The organism is Stenotrophomonas rhizophila, from assembly GCF_003651185.1.
Classification (GTDB): Bacteria; Pseudomonadota; Gammaproteobacteria; order Xanthomonadales; family Xanthomonadaceae; genus Stenotrophomonas; species Stenotrophomonas maltophilia_Z.
The window spans coordinates 139,507-160,890 of sequence record NZ_RCDC01000008.1; the positions used below are offsets into that span (position 1 = coordinate 139,507).

General features: G+C 67.9%; 17 protein-coding genes. 11 read left to right on the forward strand and 6 right to left on the reverse strand.

Going from position 1 to position 21,384, the window contains the following annotated elements; all coding sequences use genetic code 11:
* Positions 1-90: 90 nt before the first annotated feature.
* Positions 91-2,067 carry a UvrD-helicase domain-containing protein gene (locus BCL79_RS18465; protein ID WP_121043875.1) on the forward strand — a complete coding sequence of 659 codons (1,977 nt, stop codon included), beginning with the start codon at positions 91-93 and terminating at the stop codon, positions 2,065-2,067.
* 73 nt (positions 2,068-2,140) lie between these two features.
* Positions 2,141-2,677 (forward strand): GNAT family N-acetyltransferase, encoded by a 537-nt coding sequence (locus BCL79_RS18470; RefSeq protein ID WP_121043878.1) that lies wholly within the window; start codon positions 2,141-2,143, stop codon positions 2,675-2,677.
* Between the two features lie 79 nt (positions 2,678-2,756).
* Here the strand turns inward: BCL79_RS18470 and BCL79_RS18475 are convergent, their stop codons facing one another.
* Complete coding sequence (locus BCL79_RS18475) at positions 2,757-3,425, reverse strand: YceH family protein (RefSeq protein ID WP_121043881.1); 669 nt, start codon at positions 3,423-3,425, stop codon at positions 2,757-2,759.
* Between the two features lie 111 nt (positions 3,426-3,536).
* Here BCL79_RS18475 and BCL79_RS18480 point away from each other — a divergent pair, with 111 nt between their 5' ends.
* The 4 genes from BCL79_RS18480 to plsB all read left to right on the forward strand — a co-directional run bounded on the left by BCL79_RS18480 (position 3,537) and on the right by plsB (position 9,015).
* Positions 3,537-4,460 carry a 5'-nucleotidase, lipoprotein e(P4) family gene (locus tag BCL79_RS18480; protein WP_183073827.1) on the forward strand — a complete coding sequence of 308 codons (924 nt, stop codon included), beginning with the start codon at positions 3,537-3,539 and terminating at the stop codon, positions 4,458-4,460.
* Complete coding sequence (gene pyrF / locus BCL79_RS18485) at positions 4,457-5,182, forward strand: orotidine-5'-phosphate decarboxylase (protein WP_121043884.1); 726 nt, start codon at positions 4,457-4,459, stop codon at positions 5,180-5,182. Before BCL79_RS18480 ends, pyrF begins: the two co-directional genes overlap by 4 nt.
* Before the next feature lie 150 nt (positions 5,183-5,332).
* Complete coding sequence (locus BCL79_RS18490; protein ID WP_121043886.1) at positions 5,333-6,301, forward strand: hypothetical protein; 969 nt, start codon at positions 5,333-5,335, stop codon at positions 6,299-6,301.
* Complete coding sequence (plsB, locus tag BCL79_RS18495) at positions 6,301-9,015, forward strand: glycerol-3-phosphate 1-O-acyltransferase PlsB (protein WP_121043889.1); 2,715 nt, start codon at positions 6,301-6,303, stop codon at positions 9,013-9,015. The genes BCL79_RS18490 and plsB overlap by 1 nt, the downstream gene beginning before the upstream one ends.
* A gap of 69 nt (positions 9,016-9,084) precedes the next feature.
* On the opposite strand, the gene BCL79_RS18500 is transcribed toward plsB, so the two are convergent.
* A complete protein-coding gene (locus tag BCL79_RS18500) occupies positions 9,085-9,288 on the reverse strand; it encodes a YdcH family protein (RefSeq protein ID WP_121043893.1) in 204 nt (67 codons plus the stop codon).
* A gap of 96 nt (positions 9,289-9,384) precedes the next feature.
* On the opposite strand from BCL79_RS18500, the gene ttcA reads away from it, so the two are divergent.
* The 3 genes from ttcA to BCL79_RS18515 are packed head-to-tail and all read left to right on the forward strand — an operon-like array spanning position 9,385 to position 12,098.
* Positions 9,385-10,296, forward strand: coding sequence for a tRNA 2-thiocytidine(32) synthetase TtcA (gene ttcA / locus BCL79_RS18505; protein ID WP_121043896.1), 912 nt, complete (start codon positions 9,385-9,387; stop codon positions 10,294-10,296).
* 50 nt (positions 10,297-10,346) lie between these two features.
* Positions 10,347-11,252: a recombination-associated protein RdgC gene (locus BCL79_RS18510; RefSeq protein WP_121043899.1), complete on the forward strand. Its 906-nt coding sequence runs from the start codon at positions 10,347-10,349 to the stop codon at positions 11,250-11,252.
* Positions 11,253-11,309: 57 nt separating this feature from the next.
* Positions 11,310-12,098 carry a M48 family metallopeptidase gene (locus BCL79_RS18515; protein WP_121043902.1) on the forward strand — a complete coding sequence of 263 codons (789 nt, stop codon included), beginning with the start codon at positions 11,310-11,312 and terminating at the stop codon, positions 12,096-12,098.
* Positions 12,099-12,212: 114 nt separating this feature from the next.
* Here the strand turns inward: BCL79_RS18515 and BCL79_RS18520 are convergent, their stop codons facing one another.
* Positions 12,213-13,085: a methylglyoxal synthase gene (locus BCL79_RS18520; RefSeq protein WP_121043904.1), complete on the reverse strand. Its 873-nt coding sequence runs from the start codon at positions 13,083-13,085 to the stop codon at positions 12,213-12,215.
* Between the two features lie 173 nt (positions 13,086-13,258).
* Here BCL79_RS18520 and BCL79_RS18525 point away from each other — a divergent pair, with 173 nt between their 5' ends.
* Positions 13,259-13,555, forward strand: coding sequence for a hypothetical protein (locus BCL79_RS18525; RefSeq protein ID WP_121043907.1), 297 nt, complete (start codon positions 13,259-13,261; stop codon positions 13,553-13,555).
* 26 nt (positions 13,556-13,581) lie between these two features.
* Here the strand turns inward: BCL79_RS18525 and BCL79_RS18530 are convergent, their stop codons facing one another.
* The 3 genes from BCL79_RS18530 to BCL79_RS18540 form a co-directional block, all read right to left on the reverse strand.
* Positions 13,582-15,027: an FAD-dependent oxidoreductase gene (locus BCL79_RS18530; protein WP_121043910.1), complete on the reverse strand. Its 1,446-nt coding sequence runs from the start codon at positions 15,025-15,027 to the stop codon at positions 13,582-13,584.
* Between the two features lie 126 nt (positions 15,028-15,153).
* The gene (gene gltB / locus BCL79_RS18535) at positions 15,154-19,608 is read right to left on the reverse strand and encodes a glutamate synthase large subunit (RefSeq protein WP_121043914.1); all 4,455 of its coding nucleotides are present in this window, start codon (positions 19,606-19,608) and stop codon (positions 15,154-15,156) included.
* Between the two features lie 171 nt (positions 19,609-19,779).
* On the reverse strand, positions 19,780-20,181 hold the full coding sequence (locus BCL79_RS18540; RefSeq protein WP_121043917.1) for an I78 family peptidase inhibitor: 402 nt from the start codon (positions 20,179-20,181) through the stop codon (positions 19,780-19,782).
* A gap of 134 nt (positions 20,182-20,315) precedes the next feature.
* Here BCL79_RS18540 and BCL79_RS18545 point away from each other — a divergent pair, with 134 nt between their 5' ends.
* Entirely contained in the window at positions 20,316-21,380 is a 1,065-nt protein-coding gene (locus BCL79_RS18545) for a DNA topoisomerase IB (protein ID WP_121043920.1), read from the forward strand.
* Positions 21,381-21,384 lie beyond the last annotated feature (4 nt).

Genomic DNA, 21,384 nt, shown 5'->3' on the forward strand with positions numbered 1-21,384 from the left:
ATCCACTGATGTGAAGGCGTCAACTCCGCGCGGTCGCGCGTCGATGCAGGCCGAGCAAGGCCGGTACAATGCCCCTCCCCTGGAGATGGCATGCACGGTCTCAATCCTCCCCAACACGCGGCAGTGATGCACTGCGAAGGTCCTCTGCTGGTGCTTGCGGGCGCGGGCAGCGGCAAGACGCGCGTGATCGTGGAGAAGATCGGCCAGCTGATCGCCAGCAAGCGCTACCCGGCGCGGCGGATCGCGGCGATCACCTTCACCAACAAATCGGCCAAGGAAATGCGCGAGCGCGTGGCCAAGCGCCTGCGCGGTGGCGACGCCGATGAAGTGACGATCTGTACGTTCCACGCGCTGGGGCTGAAGTTCCTGCAGATTGAACATGCGGCCGTCGGGCTCAAGCGCGGGTTCTCGATCTTCGATGCAGACGATTCGACCGCGCAGGTGAAGGACCTGATGTACGGGGCCAAGCCGGACGACATCGAGGACGTGAAGAACCTGATCTCGCGCGCCAAGAACGCCGGCCTCTCACCCGAGCAGGCGATGGCCGCGGCGCGCAGCACGCGCGAGAAGGAAGCGGCCAGCGTCTACGAGCGGTACCAGCTGCGCCTGACCGCGTTCAACGCGGTCGATTTCGATGACCTGATCCGGCTGCCGGTGCAGGTGCTGGAAGAGAATCCGGAGATCGCCATCGCCTGGCGCGAACGCATCGGCTACCTGCTGGTCGACGAATGCCAGGACACCAACGATGCGCAGTACCGGCTGCTCAAGCAGCTGGCCGGCAGCAAGGGCAACTTCACCTGCGTGGGCGATGACGATCAGTCGATCTACGCCTGGCGCGGTGCGAACCCGGAAAACCTGCAGCAGATGGCGCGCGATTATCCTGCGCTGGAAATCATCAAGCTGGAGCAGAACTACCGCTGCTCCAACCGCGTGCTGCGCGCGGCCAACGCGCTGATCGCCAACAACCCGCACGAGCATCTGAAGAAGCTGTGGAGCGACCAGGCCGACGGCGAGCGCATCCGTGTGTGGGAGTGCCGCAACAGCGAGCACGAAGCGGAAAAGGTCGCGGCGGAAATCGCCTTCCTGGCCACCTCCAAGAAGATTCCGTGGAGCGATTTCTGCATCCTGTTCCGCGGCAATTTCCAGTCGCGGCCGCTGGAAAAAGCGCTGCAGCTGGTGCGTGCGCCGTACCACATCACCGGCGGCACCGCGTTCCTGGAACGGCAGGAGGTCAAGGACACGCTGTCCTGGCTGCGCCTGCTGGTGAACCCGGATGACGATACGGCGTTCATGCGCGCGGTGCAGTCGCCCAAGCGCGAAGTGGGCGCCGGTACGCTGGCCAAGCTGGCCGAGCTGGCCTCGGAAAAAGATCTGCCGATGGCGCATGCTGCCGAAGCGATCGGTGCGCTCTCGCAGTTGCCGCCGCGCGCGGCCAACGGGCTGAGCCGCTTCACCGACATCCTGCGCGACCTGCGCGCGGAGATGCCCAAGCTCAGCTCCGGTGATCTGGTGCGCAAGCTGGTGAAGGACTCCGGGCTGGTCTCGGACCTGCGCAGTGCATGCAAGGAAGAGTCTGTCTACCAGCGCCGCCTTGGCAACCTGGAAGAACTGGCGCAATGGTTCGAAGGCGGCCCGAGGGGTGCCTCCACGGCGGATCTGGCCGCGCAGCTGGCGTTGCTTTCACGCAACGACAAGGACGACGGCGGCAACCAGGTGCGGATGATGACCATGCACGCCTCCAAGGGCCTGGAATTCCCGTACGTGTTCATCATCGGCTGCGAAGACGGTGTGCTGCCGCACCAGGTCAGCCTGGACGAAGGCAACCTGCAAGAAGAGCGGCGCCTGCTGTACGTGGGCATCACCCGCGCCAAGGTGCAGCTGTGGATGAGTTACAGCAAGCTCACCCGCAAGTTCGGCGAGCACGTGCGGCTCAAGCCCAGCCGCTTCTTCGATGAGATACCGGCCGAGGAAATGCAGCGCGATGGTGCAGATCCCGTCGCCGATGCCGCGCGCAAGAAAGAGCGTGCCAGCGCGGGCCTGGCGGCGATCCAGGCACTGTTCGACTGAGCATCGTCGGGTAGAGCCACCCCATGGGTGGCTCTACGGCACAATCGGCCTATCACCCTTCACCGGTACCCGCATGTCCGCCGTGATCCAGACCGACCGCCTGCACCTGCGCCTGATCGACCCCGACCATGACGCGGCCGACATGCTGGCCCTGCTCAACGAGCCCGGTTTCATCCGCAACATCGCCGACCGCGGCGTACGCACCCTGGCGCAGGCGCGTGACTACACCGCCGAGCGCGTGCTCGGCAGCTACACCCTCAATGGCTTTGGCATGTACGCCGTGATCCGCCGCGAGGACGGCGCATGGCTGGGCAACGCCGGTCTGGTCCGCCGCGCCGGGCTGCCGGCACCGGACATCGGCTATGCACTGCTGTCGCAGTACGAAGGCCACGGCTACGCGTTGGAAGCCGCGCGCGGGGTGCTGCATTACGCGCGCGATGTACTCGGCCATGCCGATCTGTACGGCATCGTCTCGCCGGACAACGTGCGCTCCGCCGCGCTGCTGCGCAAGCTGGGCATGGAGGATCGCGGCGACTTGCTGCTGCCGCCGCCACACGAAGAAGTGGTGCTGCTGTTTGCCACGCCGGGCGCGCCGGCCCCCCAACGGTAAAGCCGACCGTCGCTCGGCTGCGCTCCGCAAGCCAGCCAATCAGCACCACTGGGTAGAGCCGACCGTTGGTCGGCTGCTCTCAGCCCCCCAACTGTGCGCGCAGCTCTGCCAGCTGTTCCTGCAGCTCGGCCACGGTGGCCTCCAACTGCTGCACGCGGGACTCCAGTACCGGAGTGGCACCGCCGCCGCCGGCACCGGACGGCGCCGACCGGTACTGCTCGGCCAAGGCCTGCACGTCCACCGGGCCGGCCAGCAGGTGCATGTAGCGGTCTTCGCGCTGGCCGCTGGCGCGTGGCAGCTGGACCGCCATGCCGCGCTGGATCATGCGCTCCAGGTGGTGGCGCAGTTCGTCCACGTCCTGGAAGCGGACCAGGCGCTCGCTGCGGGTCAGCAGTTCATTGAGGGTCTGCGGGCCGCGCAGCAGCAACAGGCCCAGGATCGCCAGCTGCTGGCGGGTCAGGTCCAGCGCGGCACCGGCGCGGTGTTCGTAGCGCTCGGCGCGCGAGGAGTACTGCTGGCGCGCCAGGCCCAGGGTCTCCAGCTGGCGCAGCGCGTGGTGCACATCGCCGGCCGACAGGGCCATGACCGGCTCGCGGGCGGTCTTCTGGTTGGCCGCCACCTGGGCGGCGTTGACCGTCAGCGGGTAGGCGTCCGGGGTGGTCGCCTCCTTCTCGATCAGGCAGCCCAACGCGCGGGCCTGGGCCGCGCTGAGCACGGGCAGGGCAGGGGTCTGGGTGTCGTCGGTCATGGGGCGCTCCGGGGTGTTTCAGGGGCGTGCAGCATAGCCGAGCCCCGCCTGCGGCATGAATGCCGCGGGACAAGCCGGTAAACTGGCGCGAATCTGTTGCCGGTGAATGCCATGCGTCGTAGTGCTGTTTCCCTGTCCGTGCTTGCCTGCGCCGTTATGGCGCTGAGTGCCTGCAAGCGCACTGAAACCCCGGCCGATGCCGCCCCGCCAGCCGCCGCTGCCGCGGCCAGTGCACCGGCCGCCACCGGCGATGCCGCCGTGGCCGCCAACGACAACCTCAATGCCGTGCTGTGGATGCAGCGTTCGCAGGAGTACCGGGCGATCACCGAGCAGACCTACCGTTCGGCCGCCGATCACCTGGACAAGGCCCTCAAGGAACCCAACTGGGACGCGCTGGTGCCTGAAGAACGCGGCAATGCCGCCAAGGGCCTGAAGCCGGCCGTGGTGCTGGATGTGGACGAAACCGTGCTGGACAACTCGCCCTACCAGGCGCGCCTGGTGCGCGATGGCAAGGAATACGACGAGCTGAGCTGGGACCAGTGGGTGGCCGAAAAGAAGGCCAAGGCGATTCCGGGCGTGGTCGATTTCGCCAAGGCCGCCAACGCCAAGGGCGTGACCCTGCTGTACATCTCCAACCGCGCCGTGCATCTCAAGGACGCCACCCTGGCCAACCTGCGCGAGCAGGGCCTGCCGGTGGCCGACGACAGCGTGTTCCTCGGCCTGGGCACCGTGGTGGACGGCTGCGAGCAGGCCGGCAGCGAGAAGAACTGCCGCCGCCGCCTGGCCGGCCAGAACTACCGCGTGCTGATGCAGTTCGGCGACCAGCTGGGCGACTTCGTGGAAGTCACCGCCAACACCAACGATGGCCGCGATGCGCTGCTGCAGCAGTACCACGACTGGTTCGGCGAGCGCTGGTGGATGCTGCCCAACCCGACCTACGGCGGCTTCGAGCCGGCACAGTTCAACAACGATTACAGCCAGTCGCGCCAGGCCCGCCACGACGCCAAGCGCGCCGCGCTGGATTACGCACCGTGAGCCGCGCGCCGCTGCCGCTGCGGGACGAGGAGCGCCTGATCTTCGCGCTCGACGTGCCCGGCCGCGCCGACGCGCTGGCCTGGGTCGATCGCCTCGGTGATGCCGTGTCGTTCTACAAGATCGGCATGGAACTGCTGGCCTCCGGCGAGTACTTCGAGGTGCTCGAGGCGCTGGCCGCACGCGACAAGCGGGTGTTCGTCGATCTGAAGTTCTTCGACATCCCGGCCACCGCCGCGGCGGTGATCAAGCGCCTCTCGCAGTGGCCGGTGAGCTACGCCACCATCCATGGCTGGCACCCGGCGATGATGGAGGCCTGCGCGGCCGCCAACGGCAGCGACATGCGCCTGCTGGCGGTGACCGTGCTGACCTCGATGGGGCGCAGCGACTTGGCCCAGATGGGCATCGACCGCGAGCCGGTCGAGGTGGTGGTCGAACGCGCGCTGGCCGCCCAGGCCGTCGGCATCGATGGCGTCATTGCCTCCGGCCAGGAGGCTGGGCCGATCCGCGCCGCCACCGGCGCCGGCTTCTCGATCGTCTGCCCGGGCATCCGCCCCGGCGGGCCGGTCGGGGATGACCAGAAGCGCACCGTGGGCGTGGCCCAGGCGTTCGCCGATGGCGCCGATGCGATCGTGGTCGGTCGCCCGATCCGGCTCGCCAGCGACCCGCAGGCCGCCGCGCGCGCCATCCAGGCCGAGATCGCCCAGGCGCTCGCCGCGCGCTGAGGCGGTGACGGGGCGGCACCGCCCCGTCACACCTGGTTTTTCTGTACATTCAAGGGCTTGCGCACGGAGCGCAGGGTCGGTAGGTCTGCCGGCTTGCCGCTGTCACCGAACAGGCCGCAAGATGCGGACCGGTCCGGGGAGTCCGAATTCATGTCCATGTCGTTGAAGCCGTGGCAGTACCGAGGGCAGGCGTTGGCGCTGGCCCTGTGCGGGTTGGTGCTGCTCAGTGCCTGCAAGGACAAGCAGATCGACCCCGATGCACCGGCGTCCGAGCCGGTCGCGGCCCTGCAGCAGCTGGCGCAGCGGGTCGCCGACAACGATCTGGTCGGCTACGCGAAGGCAGCGGTGCCGCCGGCCCAGTACGCGCGCCTGCAGGGCGCCTGGAGCCAGGGCCACAGCCGTTGGCCGCTGACCGAGCTGCCGCTGGATGGGCAGTTGCTGCCGATGCTCACTGCGCTGTCGCGGCCGGACGCGCCGCAGCGGCTGCAACGCTCGTTCGATACCCAGATCGCCGGCCAGGCCACGCAGGTCCGCCAGGCGGCCCATTCGATGGGATTGTTCGGCGAGCAGTACCTGCGCAACCAGAGCGAGTACAGCGACAGCGAGCGCGCCCACTACACCCAGGTGGTGAACGCGCTCAGCCGCTGGGCCGCCGCGGCGCCACTGACGGACAAGCAGCGGGCGAAGACGACCATCACCCTGCTCACCGCTACCGCGCGCACTGCCGGGCTGTCCGCGGATGCCGAACTGCAGGCCGCGGGCATGGAAGAAAGCCTGCGCCGGCTCGGGCCCTTCATCAAAGCCTTCAAGACGGCCCTGGCCAGTTACGGGCTGTCGCTGGACGCGGCGTTGACCGAGCTGCGCGGCGAGCTGACGTCCGCGCTGGGCGACGACGCGGTGGTGCGGATCCAGTACACGCTGGCCGGCGAACAGATCGACGCCCAGGTGCGGATGACACGGCGCGACGGGCATTGGTACGTGACCCGCACGCTGGAAGACACCGATGCGCTGCTGCAGGCCGCCGACGCCGCACAAGCTGAACATGACGCCCGCCAAGCGGCCGACGCAGAGGCGGCGGCGGCGGTCAAGGACGGTGCTTCTGCATCGGCTAAGCCATAATGAAGCCGATGCCGAACCAGAATCCCCTGCCTTTCCCCGGTGAAGAGCCGCCCAAGACGCCGGACGCCATGTCCTCGTCGCCCGCTACCGTGCCGTCCGACGGTGCTGCCGCCCCGGTTCCACCGGCCGCTGGCGCGCCCGTGGAGGCCGTTGCCGTCGATGCGGAGCCGTCCACCGTCGTGCCGTCCGCGATCGTGCCCGGCACCCGCCCCCCCAGCGGTCGCCCGCCGTGGTGGGCGCGCCTGCTCGGCCGCCTGGTCGAGCCGTGGCTGTCGCTGAAGATCGAACCCGAACACCCCGGCCAGTACAACGATGGCCGCCCGGTGGTCTACGTGCTGGAGGACTACGGTCTGTCCAACGCGCTGATCCTGGACAAGGCCTGCCGCGAAGCCGGCCTGCCCTCGCCACTGGTGCCGATCGCCGGCGATCCGACCGGGCGCAGGCGCGCCTACCTGGCCCTGTCGCGCCGGAGCAGCAGCAACTCGCTGATCCCCGAGCAGCGGGGCGCCAAGACCCACTCGGACTCGCTGGCCAAGGTGCTGCAGGCGCACCGCGCCCGCGGCGAGCTGGACGTGCACCTGGTGCCGGTGTCGATCTTCGTCGGCCGCGCGCCGGACAAGCAGAGCGGCTGGTTCGCGGTGCTGTTCTCGGAAAACTGGGCCCTGGTGGGTCGTTTCCGTCGCCTGCTGGCGGTGCTGCTCAACGGCCGCAGCACGATCGTGCGCTTCGCCCCGCCGATCTCGCTGCGCACCACGGTCGATGAGGGGCTGGACCCCGAACGCACCGTGCGCAAGCTGCAGCGCGTGCTGCGCACCCATTTCCGCCGCATCCGCGAATCGGTGATCGGGCCGGATCTGTCGACCCGCCGCCTGCTGGTGGACAAGGTGCTCGACGCGGACACCGTGCGCGAAGCGATCGCCTCGCAGGCCAAGCGCGACAACTCCAAGCCGGCCGATGCCTGGAAAAAAGCCCACGCCTACGCGTGGGAAATCGCCGCGGACTACTCCAGTCCGGTGGTGCGCTCGGCCAGCTTCATGCTCAGCCATGTCTGGAACCGCATCTACGCCGGCGTGCTGGTCCACCACCTGGACAAGTTCAAGGCGGCCGCGCCCGGGCATGAAGTGGTGTATGTGCCCAGCCACCGCAGCCACATGGATTACCTGCTGCTGTCCTACCTGCTGTACGACCGCGGCATCGTGCCGCCGCACATCGTGGCCGGCATCAATCTCAACCTGCCGGTGGTCGGCACGCTGCTGCGCAAGGGCGGTGCGTTCTTCATCCGCCGCTCGATCCGTGGCAACGCGCTGTACTCGGCGGTGCTCAGCGAATACGTGGCGCAGCTGGTCGCCGGCGGCTACTCGATCGAGTATTTCGTCGAAGGTGGCCGCTCGCGCACCGGGCGCCTGCTGCAGCCCAAGGGCGGCATGATCTCGATGACGCTGCGCGCCTTCCTGCGCCAGCCGCGCAAGCCGGTGCTGTTCCAGCCGGTCTACATCGGCTATGAAAAGCTGATGGAGGGCGGCAGCTACCTGGACGAACTGTCCGGCCGGCCGAAGGAAAAGGAATCGATCTGGTCGCTGTTGTGGTCGATCCCGAAGGTGCTCAAGCAGAACTACGGCCAGGTCGTGGTGAATTTCGGCGAGCCGATCGCGCTTAACGACGTGCTCGCCCAGCGTGCACCGGACTGGAATGGCCAACCGGTCGGCGAGGACGAGAAGCCCTCGTGGTTGTCCGGCACGGTGGATCACCTGGCCGAACGCATCCAGGTGCATATCAACGGTGCTGCCGACGTCAATCCGATCAACCTGCTCGCGCTGGCGCTGCTGTCCACGCCCAAGCATGCGATGGGCGAGGCGGACCTGATCGCGCAGATCGAACTGTGCAAGACCCTGCTGGTCGAGATGCCCTACTCGGACCGGGTGACGGTGACCCCGCACTCGCCGGAGCGGATCATCGCCCACGCCGAGGAAATCAACGTCCTCACCCGCATCAAGCACCCGCTGGGTGACGTGCTCAGCGTCAGTGGCGACACCGCGGTGCTGCTGAGCTACTTCCGCAACAACGTCATCCACCTGTTCACCGCCTCGTCGTGGGTGGCCTGCTGCTTCCAGAACAACCGCCGCATGAGTCGCACCGGCCTGGTCCAGCTGGGCCGCACGGTGTATCCGTTCCTGCAGGCCGAGCTGTTCCTGCCGTGGACCGAAGACGAGTTCGCCCAGCGCATCGAGCAGACCATCAACGTGTTCGTGCGCGAAGGGCTGCTGCAGAACATCAACGATGACGACGGCGGCATCCTGGCGCGCAACACCGGGCAGACCGACGAAGTCTTCCGCCTGCGCGCGATCGGCCATTCGCTGCAGCAGGCGTTCGAGCGCTATTACATCGCGATCTCGGTGCTGGTGAAGAACGGCCCCGGCACGTTGGGTGCGGCCGAGCTGGAAAGCCTGTGCCAGCAGGCCGCGCAGCGACTGAGCCTGCTCTATGCGCCGGCCGCGCCGGAGTTCTTCGACCGCACGCTGTTCCGCGGCTTCATCCAGAAGCTGCGCGAACTGCGCCTGGTGTGGCCGGATGAAAACAGCAAGCTGCTGTTCGATGCGCGCCTGGACGCGTGGGCGAAGGATGCGAAGTTCATCCTCGGCCGCGAGCTGCGCCATACCATCGAGCGTGTCAGCCCGGAAGCGGCGAAGCCGGAAGAGCCGGTCGCCACGGATTGACGACGGCACGTCGTCAATCCGGACGCACCGTCCTTGCCTACGGGTAGAGCCACGCGATGCGTGGCTGGCTCAGGCCGGCTCGTCCGGAATCAGCATGTCTTCCAGCTTGGCGATGCAGTCCTTCAACTGCAGCTTGCGCCGCTTCAGGCGCTTGGCTTCAAGCTCATCGTCGCCGTTGGCGGCCATGCGCAGGATCTGATCATCCAGCGCACGATGCTCCTGCCGAAGGAGGGCAAGGCGGGCAGTGATATCGGCGGGTGTCATGGTGTCCACAGGCTCCGAGCATACACATCCCCGATGACCGCCGGGAGTGAACGCAGTCACTTCCCGGCCCCTGTGAGGGCGCGTTGCAGCCGGTAGAATGCGTGCATGAGCGCTGCTGTCATCCGCCTGCCCGATCCCGTCCCGCGCGCCCGCGATCCGCGCGCGCCCGGCGGCGTGCAGGACCGGCTGGCGCGGCAACTGCGCCGCCAGGTCGGCCAGGCCATCGCGGACTTCGGCATGATCGAGGCCGGCGACAAAGTGATGGTGTGCCTGTCCGGTGGCAAGGACAGCTACACCCTGCTCGACATCCTGTTGCAGCTGCAGAAAAAAGCGCCGGTCCCGTTCGAGCTGGTCGCGGTGAACCTGGACCAGAAGCAGCCGGGTTTTCCCGAGCACGTGCTGCCGACCTACCTGGCCTCGATCGGTGTGCCGTTCCAGATCATCGAGCAGGACACCTATTCGGTGGTCAGCCGGGTGATTCCCGAAGGTCGCACGATGTGTTCGCTGTGCTCGCGTCTGCGCCGTGGCGCGCTGTACCGGCATGCGGCCGAACACGGCTTCACCAGGATCGCGCTGGGCCACCACCGCGATGACAGCGTGGCCACGTTCTTCCTCAATCTGTTCCACCACGCCAAGCTCTCGGCGATGCCGCCCAAGCTGCGCAGCGACGACGGCCAGCACATCGTGATCCGCCCGCTGGCCTACGTGAGCGAGGCAGACATCAGCGCCTACGCGCAGGCGCGCGCTTTCCCGATCATTCCCTGCACGCTGTGTGGCAGCCAGGACACCCTGCAGCGCCGCCAGGTGGAACAGATGCTGCAGCAGTGGGAACGCGAGCAGCCCGGCCGCATCGACCAGATCGCCCGCGCGCTGGGCAACATCCATCCCTCGCAGCTGGCCGATCCGGCCCTGTTTGATTTCATGGCACTGGGGCGCGCCACTGCGGCCCCGCTGCCCGACCCGCCGGCCTGGGCCGGCACTGCCCACGACCCCGGCCACGCCCCCGGCCCGGCCTGAGCCACGCCGGCGCGCCCGCCCTCCCTTTCACGCTCTTACTCTGGACGTCCATGTTCTTTCGCAACCTGACGCTGTTCCGCTTCCCGACCGCCACCGATTTCTCCGACGTAGACACCCTGCTGCCGCAGGTGCTGCTCAAGCCGGTCGGTCCGCTTGAAATGAATTCGCGCGGCTTCATCTCGCCGTTCGGCCGTGAAGAAAAGGCCGTGTTCTCGCACCGCGTGGGCGATGCGCTGTGGCTGACCGTGGGCGGTGAGGACAAGATCCTGCCGGGCGCGGTGGTCAACGATCTGCTCGCGCGCAAGCTCGAGGAGATCGAAGAGAAGGAAGGCCGCAAGCCCGGTGGCCGCGAGCGCAAGCGCATGAAGGACGATCTGCTGCACGAACTGATGCCGCGCGCCTTCGTGAAGAGCTCGCGTACTGACGCGCTGATCGACCTGACCCACGGGTACGTCGCCGTGGACTGTTCGAGCAGCAAGAAGGGCGAGAACATGATGTCCGACATCCGTGGCCTGCTCGGCAGCTTCCCGGCGATGCCGTTGAATGCCGAAGTGGCGCCGCGCTCGATCCTGACCGGCTGGATCGCCGGGGAAACCCTGCCGACCGGGCTGAGCCTGGGCGAAGAGTGCGAGATGAAGGACCCGGCCGAGGGCGGTGCAGTGGTCAAGTGCCAGCACCAGGAACTGCGCTGCGACGAGATCGACAAGCATCTGGACGCCGGCAAGCAGGTGACCAAGCTGGCCCTGGTCTTCGAGGACAACCTGTCCTTCGTGCTGGGCGACGACCTGATCGTGCGCAAGCTGAAGTTCCTGGATGGCGCGCTGGACCAGCTCGAGCACGCCGACGATGACGGCCGCCGCGCCGAACTGGATGCCCGTTTCGCCCTGCAGAGCGGCGAAGTGCGCCGCCTGTTCCTGCTGCTGGAAGAGGCCTTCAAGCTGAGCAAGGCGGACTGATCGGTTTCGATCAGTCCCCAGTCATGCGCCGGTCACGGCCGGCGCTATGCTGTACCCATGTCCGGATTCCTCCGCCGCCTGATTTCGCCGGCTGTCAGCACGCTGCAGCGCGATACGGTACGGCTGCGCCTGGAGGATGCCGAGATCGATGTCCTGCGTGTGCGCGATCCGCGTGCGCGCCGGATCAAGCTCAGCGTCGATGAGCGCGGTGTACGCCTGACCCTGCCACCGCGCGCCAGCCTGGTGATGGGCGAGCGTTTTCTCGACCAGCATCGCGGCTGGTTGTCCGAACAACTGCGCAGCTACCAGGCCACCAACCTGCCGCCACCGCTGGTGATCGGCGAGCCGGGGGTGCTGCCACTGCGCGGTGCGCTGCTGCCGCTGCGCTGGGAATCCGGCCGCTACGCGCACATGCACGTGGATGAGCAGGGCGCCTGCCTGCACTGGCCCACACGCGGCACCGATGCCACGCTGCGCCGCACCCTGCGCGAGTTCTACGAAGCCCAGACCCGTGCCGATGTCGGCCAGTGGCTGCCGCGTTATCTGCCTGGTCTGCCGCGTGCACCGGCGCGGCTGCGGCTGAAGGTGATGTCCTCGCAATGGGGCTCGCTGGCGCCGGATGGCAGCATGGCGCTCGATCTGGCCCTGGTGTTGGGGCGGCCTTCGGCGTTCGAGTACGTGCTGGTGCACGAGCTCTGCCATCTGATCCAGGCCAATCACTCGCCGGCGTTCTGGGCCGAAGTGGAAAAGCGCTTCCCGGCGTGGCATGCCGAGCGGGACTATTTCCAGCTCGAAGGGCGGCGGCTCAAGGCGATGCTGCGGCAGCTGCTGACCCCGGCACCGTAACGGCGGCGGCAACGCTCGCTCCTCACCGGTAGTGCCGGCCGCTGGCCGGCAATCACGCGAGGGTGAGTTGATGAGGAGCCGGCCAGCGGCCGGCACTACCGGAGCGGTGTGCCGTCAGTTGCCCATCCGCACCGCCGCAGCCTGCGCCCACCGCGCCGCCACCCGTGGCGCGGTGATGCACACGGCCTGATCGGTCACGGTGGTGACCGCACGCTCCAGCAGCTGGATGTCGGCTTCGTGCTGGCGGGCGACGTGCGGGTCTTCGAAGAAGATCGCGCGTTGGCAATGCCCTTCCAGCACGCGGTCGGCGATCTGCGCATCGCCGCCCATCGGGCCGCTCTGGTAGCGCGTCACCCATTCCTCGCCCTGCGGCCAGCCGCGGCCCCAGGCCAGTTCGTTGAGGCGCTGCCCGGTGGTGCCGGTGCCGACGCGGCTGCGGAACCGCGACAGCACCGCGAAGTGTTCATCGGCGAAGGCCAGCATCGCCGGCTTCATCGCGTCATGCGCGATCAGGGCCAGCGTGTGCTGTTCGAAGGCATGCAGGTCATCGGCACCCGGGTCTGGCGCCAGGCCGGCATGCAGGCGCTCCACCTCCACCCAGTCGCGCGCGGTGGCGACGGTGGAGATGAAGGGTTTACCGTGGATCACGCACTGGCGCTTGAGCGCAGTCGCTTCCGGAAAGACCGAGGAAGGATCGACCGGGTCCATCAGGTAGATCGCGCCGTCCAGCGTGCGCTCCGGCGTGCCCATCCCGACCACCTCGGCCACTAGCTTCATCAGGCCGCCCTCGCGGCCGTTCGGGTAGCGCCGCAGCGGGGCGAAGTCCTGCAGGAAGCCCAGCCGCTGGATCGCATCGAAGGTGCGCCCGACCGCATGCAGCTCGACGCCCAGTTCGCGCAGGCCGGTGTCACTGGCGCGCAGCCAGCGGAACAGCGCGGCGTGCTTGTCGTGGTGATGCAGGCGGTTCGCGGCCAGGCCAATGCGCATGGGGGCAGTCCAAAGGGAGTCGTCGCCAGTGTAAGCCGTTCAGGTTGCACCGATGCAAGCTGCGAAACGTGATGCGGCTCACGCGCCTTCACGCATTTTCGTACTTGTTGCATGGTGTCGGCAGGGGCCATATCCGACAGTGGAGGTCGTCCGTCAATCAGGAAACCCCTGCCATGACTCTCTTCCCTTCCCCCGTCACCACCTCATCCCCGCCCGCTGCCTCGGAGACGGGCCGCCGCATCCGCGCGCTGGCCGCCGTGCTGCGCGAGGCACCCCAGGCCGATGCCGAGATGCTGCTGGCCGGGCTGGCGCGCATGCTGGATGCGCATATCGGGCGCGGCCACGATGATGTGGTCAGCAACCGCTGCATCCGCGACCAGCTCGACAACATCGAGCTGCTGATGGCGCTGGAGATCGAGCGGGCCGGCGTGCGTCACACGCCGGTACCCGCGGTAGCGCGCGCCGCTTGAGAGGCGCGCCTGGGTAGGGCCCGCCGTTACGCCGAAAGCAGCTGCACGATGCTGCCGGCCGCATCGCGGCCCTCGGCCACCGCCGTCACCACCAGATCCGCGCCGCGGACCGCATCGCCACCGGCGAACAGGCGCGGGTGCGCGGTCTGGAACGGCAGGCGGCCACTGCCGCCGGCCACGATGCGACCGTTGTTGCCGGCCTCTACGCCGTGGTCAGTCAGCCAGCCCGGTGCGCTCGGCGAGAAGCCGAAGGCGATGATCACCACGTCCGCTTCCAGCAGCGATTCACTGCCTTCGATAGGCACCGCGCTGCGGCGGCCCTGGGCATCCGGATCGGACAGGGTCGTCTCGACCACCATCACCCCGATCACTTCGTCATCGGCACCCGCCTCGATCGACAACGGCTGGCGGTTGAACAGGAAGCGCACGCCTTCCTCGCGGGCGTTGGCCACTTCGCGTGCCGAGCCGGGCATGTTGGCTTCGTCACGGCGGTAGGCGCAGGTCACCTTGGCCGCGCCGAGCCGGATCGCGCTGCGCACGCAGTCCATGCCGGTATCGCCACCGCCCAGCACCACCACGCGCTTGCCCTCCAGATCGGGCAGGGCGATCTGGTCCTCCCAGCCAGCGATCGGCCGGCCATGGGCATCGCTGCCACTGACGATGCGGCTGTTCTGCACCAGGAACGGCAGCGCCGGCAGCACGCCCTTGAGGTCCTGGCCGAGCAGGCCGCCATCGGTATAGCGGTATGCGCCGGTGCCCACGAACACCGCGTCGTACTCGGCCAGCAGCGCATCGATACTCACATCGCGGCCGATCTCCACGCCGAGGCGGAACTGCACGCCCATGCCCTCCAGCACGTTGCGGCGGCGGCTGATCACCGATTTGTCCAGCTTGAAACTGGGGATGCCGAACTGCAGCAGCCCACCGATCTGTTCGTAGCGGTCATACACCACGGCTTGGATGCCGGCATGCGCCAGCTTGTCGGCGCAAGACAGCCCGGCCGGGCCGGCGCCGATCACCGCCACGCGCTTGCCGGTGGCTTCCACCGCGCTCATGTCCGGTCGCCAGCCGGTGGCCAGCGCGGTATCGACGATGTACTTCTCCACGGCGCCGATGGTGACCGCGCCGAATTCCTCCAGCGTGCAGCTGCCTTCGCACAGCCGGTCCTGCGGGCACACCCGGCCACACACTTCCGGCAGCGGGTTGGTCGAATGGCACAGCGTGGCCGCTTCATGGATGCGGTTTTCCTGCACCAGCTGCAGCCATTGCGGGATCGCGTTGTGCACCGGGCACTTCCAGCTGCAGTACGGATTGCCGCAATCCAGGCAGCGACCGGCCTGGAACTGCGCGTCTTCCTTGCCGAACTTGCCGTACAGCTCGCCCCAGTCGCCGGAGGTGCGCAGTTCGACCGGGATGCGCTGCGGCATCGTCCGGGGCAGATCGAGGAACTGGAAAGCTTGCTTGCGGCTCATGGGTGGGCCCTGCGGTGGTGAGTTGCCGGCCAACGGCCGGCACTACAATGTGAGGTTGCCGGCCAGCGGCCGGCACTACAGCGGTGGGAACACGAGGCGCCGGTCGATACCGGCGCTTCTCCGCGCTTACGCAGCGCGGCGCAGTGAGTCGGTCAGCGATTCGATGCTGGCGGCCTTGGGTTTGACCAGCCAGAACTTGCCGACGTAATCGCGGAACTCATCAAGAATCTGCTGCGCCCAGATGCTGCCGGTCAGTTCGCGGTGGCGGCTGATCAGCGTATGCAGGTGCTGGCGATGGTTCTCGAAGCCTTCGGCCGAGATGCGGTGGATGTCGATCAGTTCGTGGTTGTAGCGGTCCACGAAATCACGGTCGATATCCAGCACGTAGGCCAGGCCGCCGGTGAAGCCGGCGCCGAAGTTCAGCCCGACCTTGCCCAGCACCAGCACGATGCCGTCGGTCATGTACTCGCAGCAGTGGTCACCGGCGCCTTCGATCACCGCCAGCGCGCCGGAGTTGCGCACGCCGAAGCGCTCGCCGGCACGGCCGGCGGCGAACAGCTCGCCACCGGTGGCGCCGTACAGGCAGGTGTTGCCGATGATCGCGGTGTTGCGCGCCTCGAAACGCGCGCCACGCGGCGGGCGCACGACCAGCCGGCCGCCGGCCATGCCCTTGCCGACGTAGTCGTTGGCCTCGCCTTCGACCTCCAGCTGCAGGCCGCCCACGTTGAACGCGCCGAAACTCTGACCGGCGGTGCCGCGGAAGCGCAAGGTCAGCGGCGCATCACTCATGCCCTGGTTGCCGTGCGTGCGCGCGATCTCGCCGGAGAGGCGGGTGCCGATCGAGCGGTCCGTGTTGTGGATCAGGAAGCGGTGTTCGCCGCCGAGCTTGCCGGCGATCGCCGGGGCCAGCAGGCCGTCCATCTGCGTGGCCAGGCTGTCCGGCGATTCGTACAGACGCTGCGCGGCGCAGTGGCTGCCGGCGTACTCGGCCGGGTTGAGCAGGCGCGACAGATCCACCTTGACGCCCGGGCGCGGGGAGACCTCCAGCTGCTGCAGCAGGTCGGTGCGGCCGACGATCTCGTCCAGCGAGCGCACGCCCAGGTAGGACAGCCAGCCACGCACTTCCTCGGCCAGCAGCCGGAAGAAATTCTCCACGCGCTCGGGCAGGCCGGTGAAGTACTGCGCGCGCAGGCGCTCGTCCTGGGTGGCCACGCCGGTGGCACAGTTGTTGAGGTGGCAGATGCGCAGGTACTTGCAGCCCAGCACGATCATCGGCGCGGTGCCGAAGCCGAAACTGTCCGCACCCAGCAGTGCGGCCTTGATCACGTCCAGGCCGGTCTTCAGGCCGCCATCGGTCTGCAGCAGGGTGCGCCCGCGCAGGTCGTTGGCCACCAGTGCCTGGTGCGATTCGGCCACGCCCAGCTCCCACGGCACGCCCGCATAGCGGATCGAGCTGACCGGGCTGGCCCCGGTGCCGCCGTCATGGCCGGAGACGGTGATCAGATCGGCACCGGCCTTCACCACGCCCGCGGCGATGGTGCCGACACCGGCATGGCTGACCAACTTCACCGAGACCAGCGCGGTCGGGTTGACCTGCTTGAGGTCATAGATCAGCTGGGCCAGGTCTTCGATGGAGTAGATGTCGTGGTGCGGCGGCGGTGAGATCAGGCCGATGCCCGGCTTGGCATAACGCAGCCGCGCGATCAGTTCGTTGACCTTGTGCCCGGGCAGCTGGCCGCCTTCGCCGGGCTTGGCGCCCTGCGCGACCTTGATCTGCAGCACTTCGGCATTGACCAGGTACTCGGCGGTAACGCCGAAGCGGCCCGAGGCCACCTGCTTGATCTTGCTGCGCTTCTCGGTGCCGTAGCGCACCGGGTCTTCACCGCCTTCGCCGGAGTTGCTGCGCCCGCCGAGCCGGTTCATGGCGATGGCCAGCGCTTCATGCGCTTCGGGTGACAGCGCACCGAGGCTGATCGCCGCCGTATCGAAGCGGCGGAACAGGTCTTCGGCCGGAGCCACCTCGTCCAACGGGGTCGGCGTGGGCGCGGCCTTGAGCTGCAGCAGGTCGCGCAGCGCCGACACCGGGCGGCCGTGCACGGCCTCGCAGTAGCGCTGCCAGTCCGCGGCATCGCCACTGCGCGCGGCGCGCTGCAGGGTCATGACCACGTCCGGGTTGTACATGTGGTATTCGCCGCCGTGCACGTACTTGAGCACGCCGCCCACATCCGGGCGCAGCAGGTCGTTCCAGGCGCGCACGGTGAGTTCGCGGGCCTCGTCGTCCAGACGCGCGAAGCCGACCCCGGCCACGCGCGAGGCGGTGTCCGGGAAGCACAGGTCGACCACCTCGTCATCCAGCCCGACGATCTCGAACAGCTGCGCGCCGCGGTAACTGGCCACCGTACAGATGCCCATCTTGGAGATGATCTTGGACAGGCCCTTGTAGATGCCCTTGCGGTAGCGGCGGCCGATCTGCGACTGCTCGCCGCCCTTGCTCAGCTGCAGGATGCCGCGCCGGCCCAGATCGAACAGGGTCTGGTAGGCCAGGTACGGGTACACCGCGGTGGCGCCGAAACCGAGCAGGCAGGCCATGTGGTGCGCGTCGCGCGCGGTGCCGGTTTCCAGGATCAGGTTGACGTCACAGCGCAGCCCGGCGTTGGACAGGTGGTGATGCACCGCGCTGGTGGCCAGCAGCGCATGCACCATCGGCCGGTCGGCGACCGGGTAACGGTCGCTCAGCAGCAGCATGACGATGCCTTCGCGTGCAGCGGCTTCGGCCTCGGCGCAGATGCGCTCGATGCCGGCCTTCAGGCCTTCGTCCAGGCTGTAGGACAGATCGATCAGCCGGTTCTTGTCGGCGTACTGCTCCATCTTGATCAGCTGGCGCAGCTTGCGCTGGCTGAGCACCGGCGAGTTGAGGATGACGTGGTTCACCGTCTCCGCACCGGCATGGAAGATGTTGGTCTCCTTGCCGAGCTGGGTGGACAGCGACATGACGCAGTCTTCGCGCAGCGGATCGATCGGTGGGTTGGTGACCTGCGCGAACGCCTGGCGGAAGTAATCGTAGAGCGGACGGCTGTGCTGGCTGAGCACCGCCATCGGGGTGTCATCGCCCATCGAGCCGGTGGCTTCCTGCTCGGTCTCGGCCAGCGGGCGCAGGATCTGCTCCACTTCCTCGGTGCTGAGCTGGAACAGCTTGTGGTAGCTGCGCAGGGTGCGCTCGTCGAAGGGCTCCTCGACCAGCGACGGATCGATCAGCTCGGTCTGCAGATAGGTCACGCCCTGCTGCAGCCACTGCTTGTACGGCGCGCGGCCGCGGTTGATGCGGTCGATGGCGTCCGAGTCGAGCAGGTCGCCACGCTTGAGGTCGATGGCCATCATCTCGCCCGGGCCGAGCTTGCCCTTGCGCACCACGCGCTCGGCCGGCACTTCCCACACGCCGGCTTCGGAGGCGACCAGGAAGTGGCGGTCGGACGTCAGCATCCAGCGCGCCGGGCGCAGGCCGTTGCGGTCCAGCGTGCAGGCGGCATAGCGCCCATCGCAGGCCACGATCCCGGCCGGGCCGTCCCACGGCTCGCTGTTGAGGCCGTAGAACTCGTAGAACGCGGCCAGGTCCGGATCCTTGAACTCCAGCGACTGGGTCGCCGGCGGCACCAGGATGCGCAGTGCCTGGATGAGGTCCATGCCGGCGCTGACCATCAGCTCGAGCATGTTGTCCAGGCTCTGCGAGTCCGAGCCATGCATGGAGATCACCGGATCGAACTCGCCGATGTCGAAGCGCGGGGTCTTCCACACCTTGCTGCGCGCCTGCGCCCAACGGCGGTTGCCCTCGATGGTGTTGATCTCGCCGTTGTGGGCGAGCATCCGGAAGGGATGCGCCAGCGGCCAGCGCGGCAGCGTGTTGGTGGAGAAGCGCTGATGGAACACGATCGCGCTGGAGGCCAGATCGTTGCGCTGCAGATCCACGTAGAAGCGGCTCAGCTTGTCCGGCAGCACCATGCCCTTGTAGCTGATCGCATTCGGGCTGAGCGTGGTGACGTAGTAATCGGCGTGCTCGCGCATCAGCTGTTCGCTGCGGCGCCGGGCCAGGAACAGGGCCAGGGTGAAGGCGGCCTCGTCCTGCGCGGCGCCGGCATCGACGAACAGCTGCTCGATGTGCGGCAGGGTGTCGCGGGCGAGTTGACCGCAGACGCTGGGGTCGGTCGGCACCACGCGCCAGCCGACCGGCTGGCAGCCGGCGTTGCGCAGTTGCTGTTCCAGCGTGTCGCGGCAGGCCTGTGCGGCGGCGACGTCATGCGGCAGGAACACCACGCCGGCAGCGAAACGCGCGCCAAGCGTGAGGCCCGCCTCGGCGGCAAGCGCCTTGAGGAACACATCGGGGCGGCGCAGCAACAGGCCGCAGCCGTCACCAGTGATACCGTCGGCGGCGACGCCACCGCGGTGGGTCATGCGCGAGAGTGCGGCAATGGCCGTGTCGACCAGCAGCCGTGACGGCTGGTCGTCGAGCTGGGCGACCATGCCGAAACCACAGGCATCTCGCTCATCTTGCGGGTCGTAAAGCCCTTGGCGGTTGCGGGGGGCCATCTGTGCCTCGATGCGATGTCAGGTGAGCGGCGACACTCGTCCCCGCTCAGTCCTTGCAGCGCGGGTCGAAGCACCGGATGACCCGACTAGATCACAGTTGTTGCAACGCCGCAATACACGGTTGCAGCCGCAACCAAACCCTTGTGTTTCAGGGGTTTCCCCGCCGCCTGTTCAGCCGCAGCGGACGCCGGCGACCACGTTCTTGGCATCCACTTCAACGTTCAGACGCTCGCCGATGAACTCCATCGTGGTCATGTCATTCGGCTTGAGCACGCGCAGGGTGGTGGCGCCGGCATCCTGCTGGGCCTGGCTGCCGATCTGGTCGGTGTAGGGCTGACCGACCAGGCTCTGCACCTGGGTCGCATCGCAGCTGCCTACGGGCGGTGCTTCCATTGCCTTGCCGGCCTCGTCGGTCGGTGCGGCAGCTGCTTCGGCCGCCTTCTGTGCATGGGTGGCAACCGCTTCCTGCTCGTCCATGGGCGGAGCGCTGCACGCACCGAGGACCAACAAGGCGGGGAACAGGGCAATCAGCCCGAAAGAACGCCGCGCGCGGCGGAACGACAGGGACGACATCAGTACTCCAGAGAGCGAGCCAGTAAACGCTGGAGGATATCGCCAAGCGCGGTGTGAGGTGTTTGTGTTGCGTTATTGACGCGGTGCCGCACCGGGACCGGTAACACTGCGCTTCCCTGATCCGCGTCGCCTCCATGAGCCCGAGCCGCACCGCCACCCCCGAAGTCGCCGCCGCCCGCCAGGCCGGCCTGCGCTATGTCAGCGATGAACTGCCCGGCATTGCCCGCCGCAAGGCCGGCAAGGGCTTTGCCTACCGCGATGCCGATGGTGCGGCGGTCCGCGATGCCGCCACCCTGGCCCGGATCCGCGCGCTGGCGATCCCGCCGGCCTACACCGATGTGTGGATCTGCGCACTGCCCAACGGCCATCTGCAGGCAACCGGCCGGGACGCGCGCGGGCGCAAGCAGTACCGCTACCACGCTGACTGGGCGCGGGTGAGGGGCGATGGCAAGTTCGATCGCATCATTGCCTTTGGTACCGCCCTGCCCACGCTGCGCCGGCGCCTGCGCCGCGATCTGAAGCTGCCCGGCTTCCCGCGCGACAAGGTGCTGGCGATCGTGGTGGCGCTGCTGGCACAGACGCTGGTGCGCGTTGGCAACGAAGTCTATGCACGTGACAACCGCTCTTACGGGCTGACCACGCTACGCAACCGCCACCTCGCGCTGGTCAAGGGCGGCCGGGCGCAGATGCGCTTCCGGGGCAAGTCCGGGCAGGCGCATGAGGTGGACGTGGATGACCGCGAACTGGTCAAGCTGATCCGGGGCTGCCAGCAGCTGCCCGGGCAGGCGCTGTTCCAGTACCGCGATGACGATGGCGCGGTCCAACCGGTGGATTCGGGCATGGTCAACGACTATCTGCACGATGCGATGGGCGAGGACTTCAGCGCCAAGGACTTCCGCACCTGGGGCGGCACGCTGGAGGCGATCCGTCAGCTTGCCGTGACCGAGCTGCCCGAACCTTCCAGTGAGCGCGCGCTGGCGGCGTTGCAGAAACAGGTGGTATGCGAGGTCGCGAACCTGCTGGGCAACACACCGTCGGTGTGCCGCAAGGCCTATATCGATCCGTGCGTATTCGATGGCTGGCGGGCCGGCTCATTGAAGGCCCTTGCCGGCCTGCGTGGCGAGCGCCAGTGGGAACTGGCCACGCTGAAAGTACTCAAAGCCGCGCGGCGCAGCGTCCGGCGTGCCCGCGCGGGATGAGCGC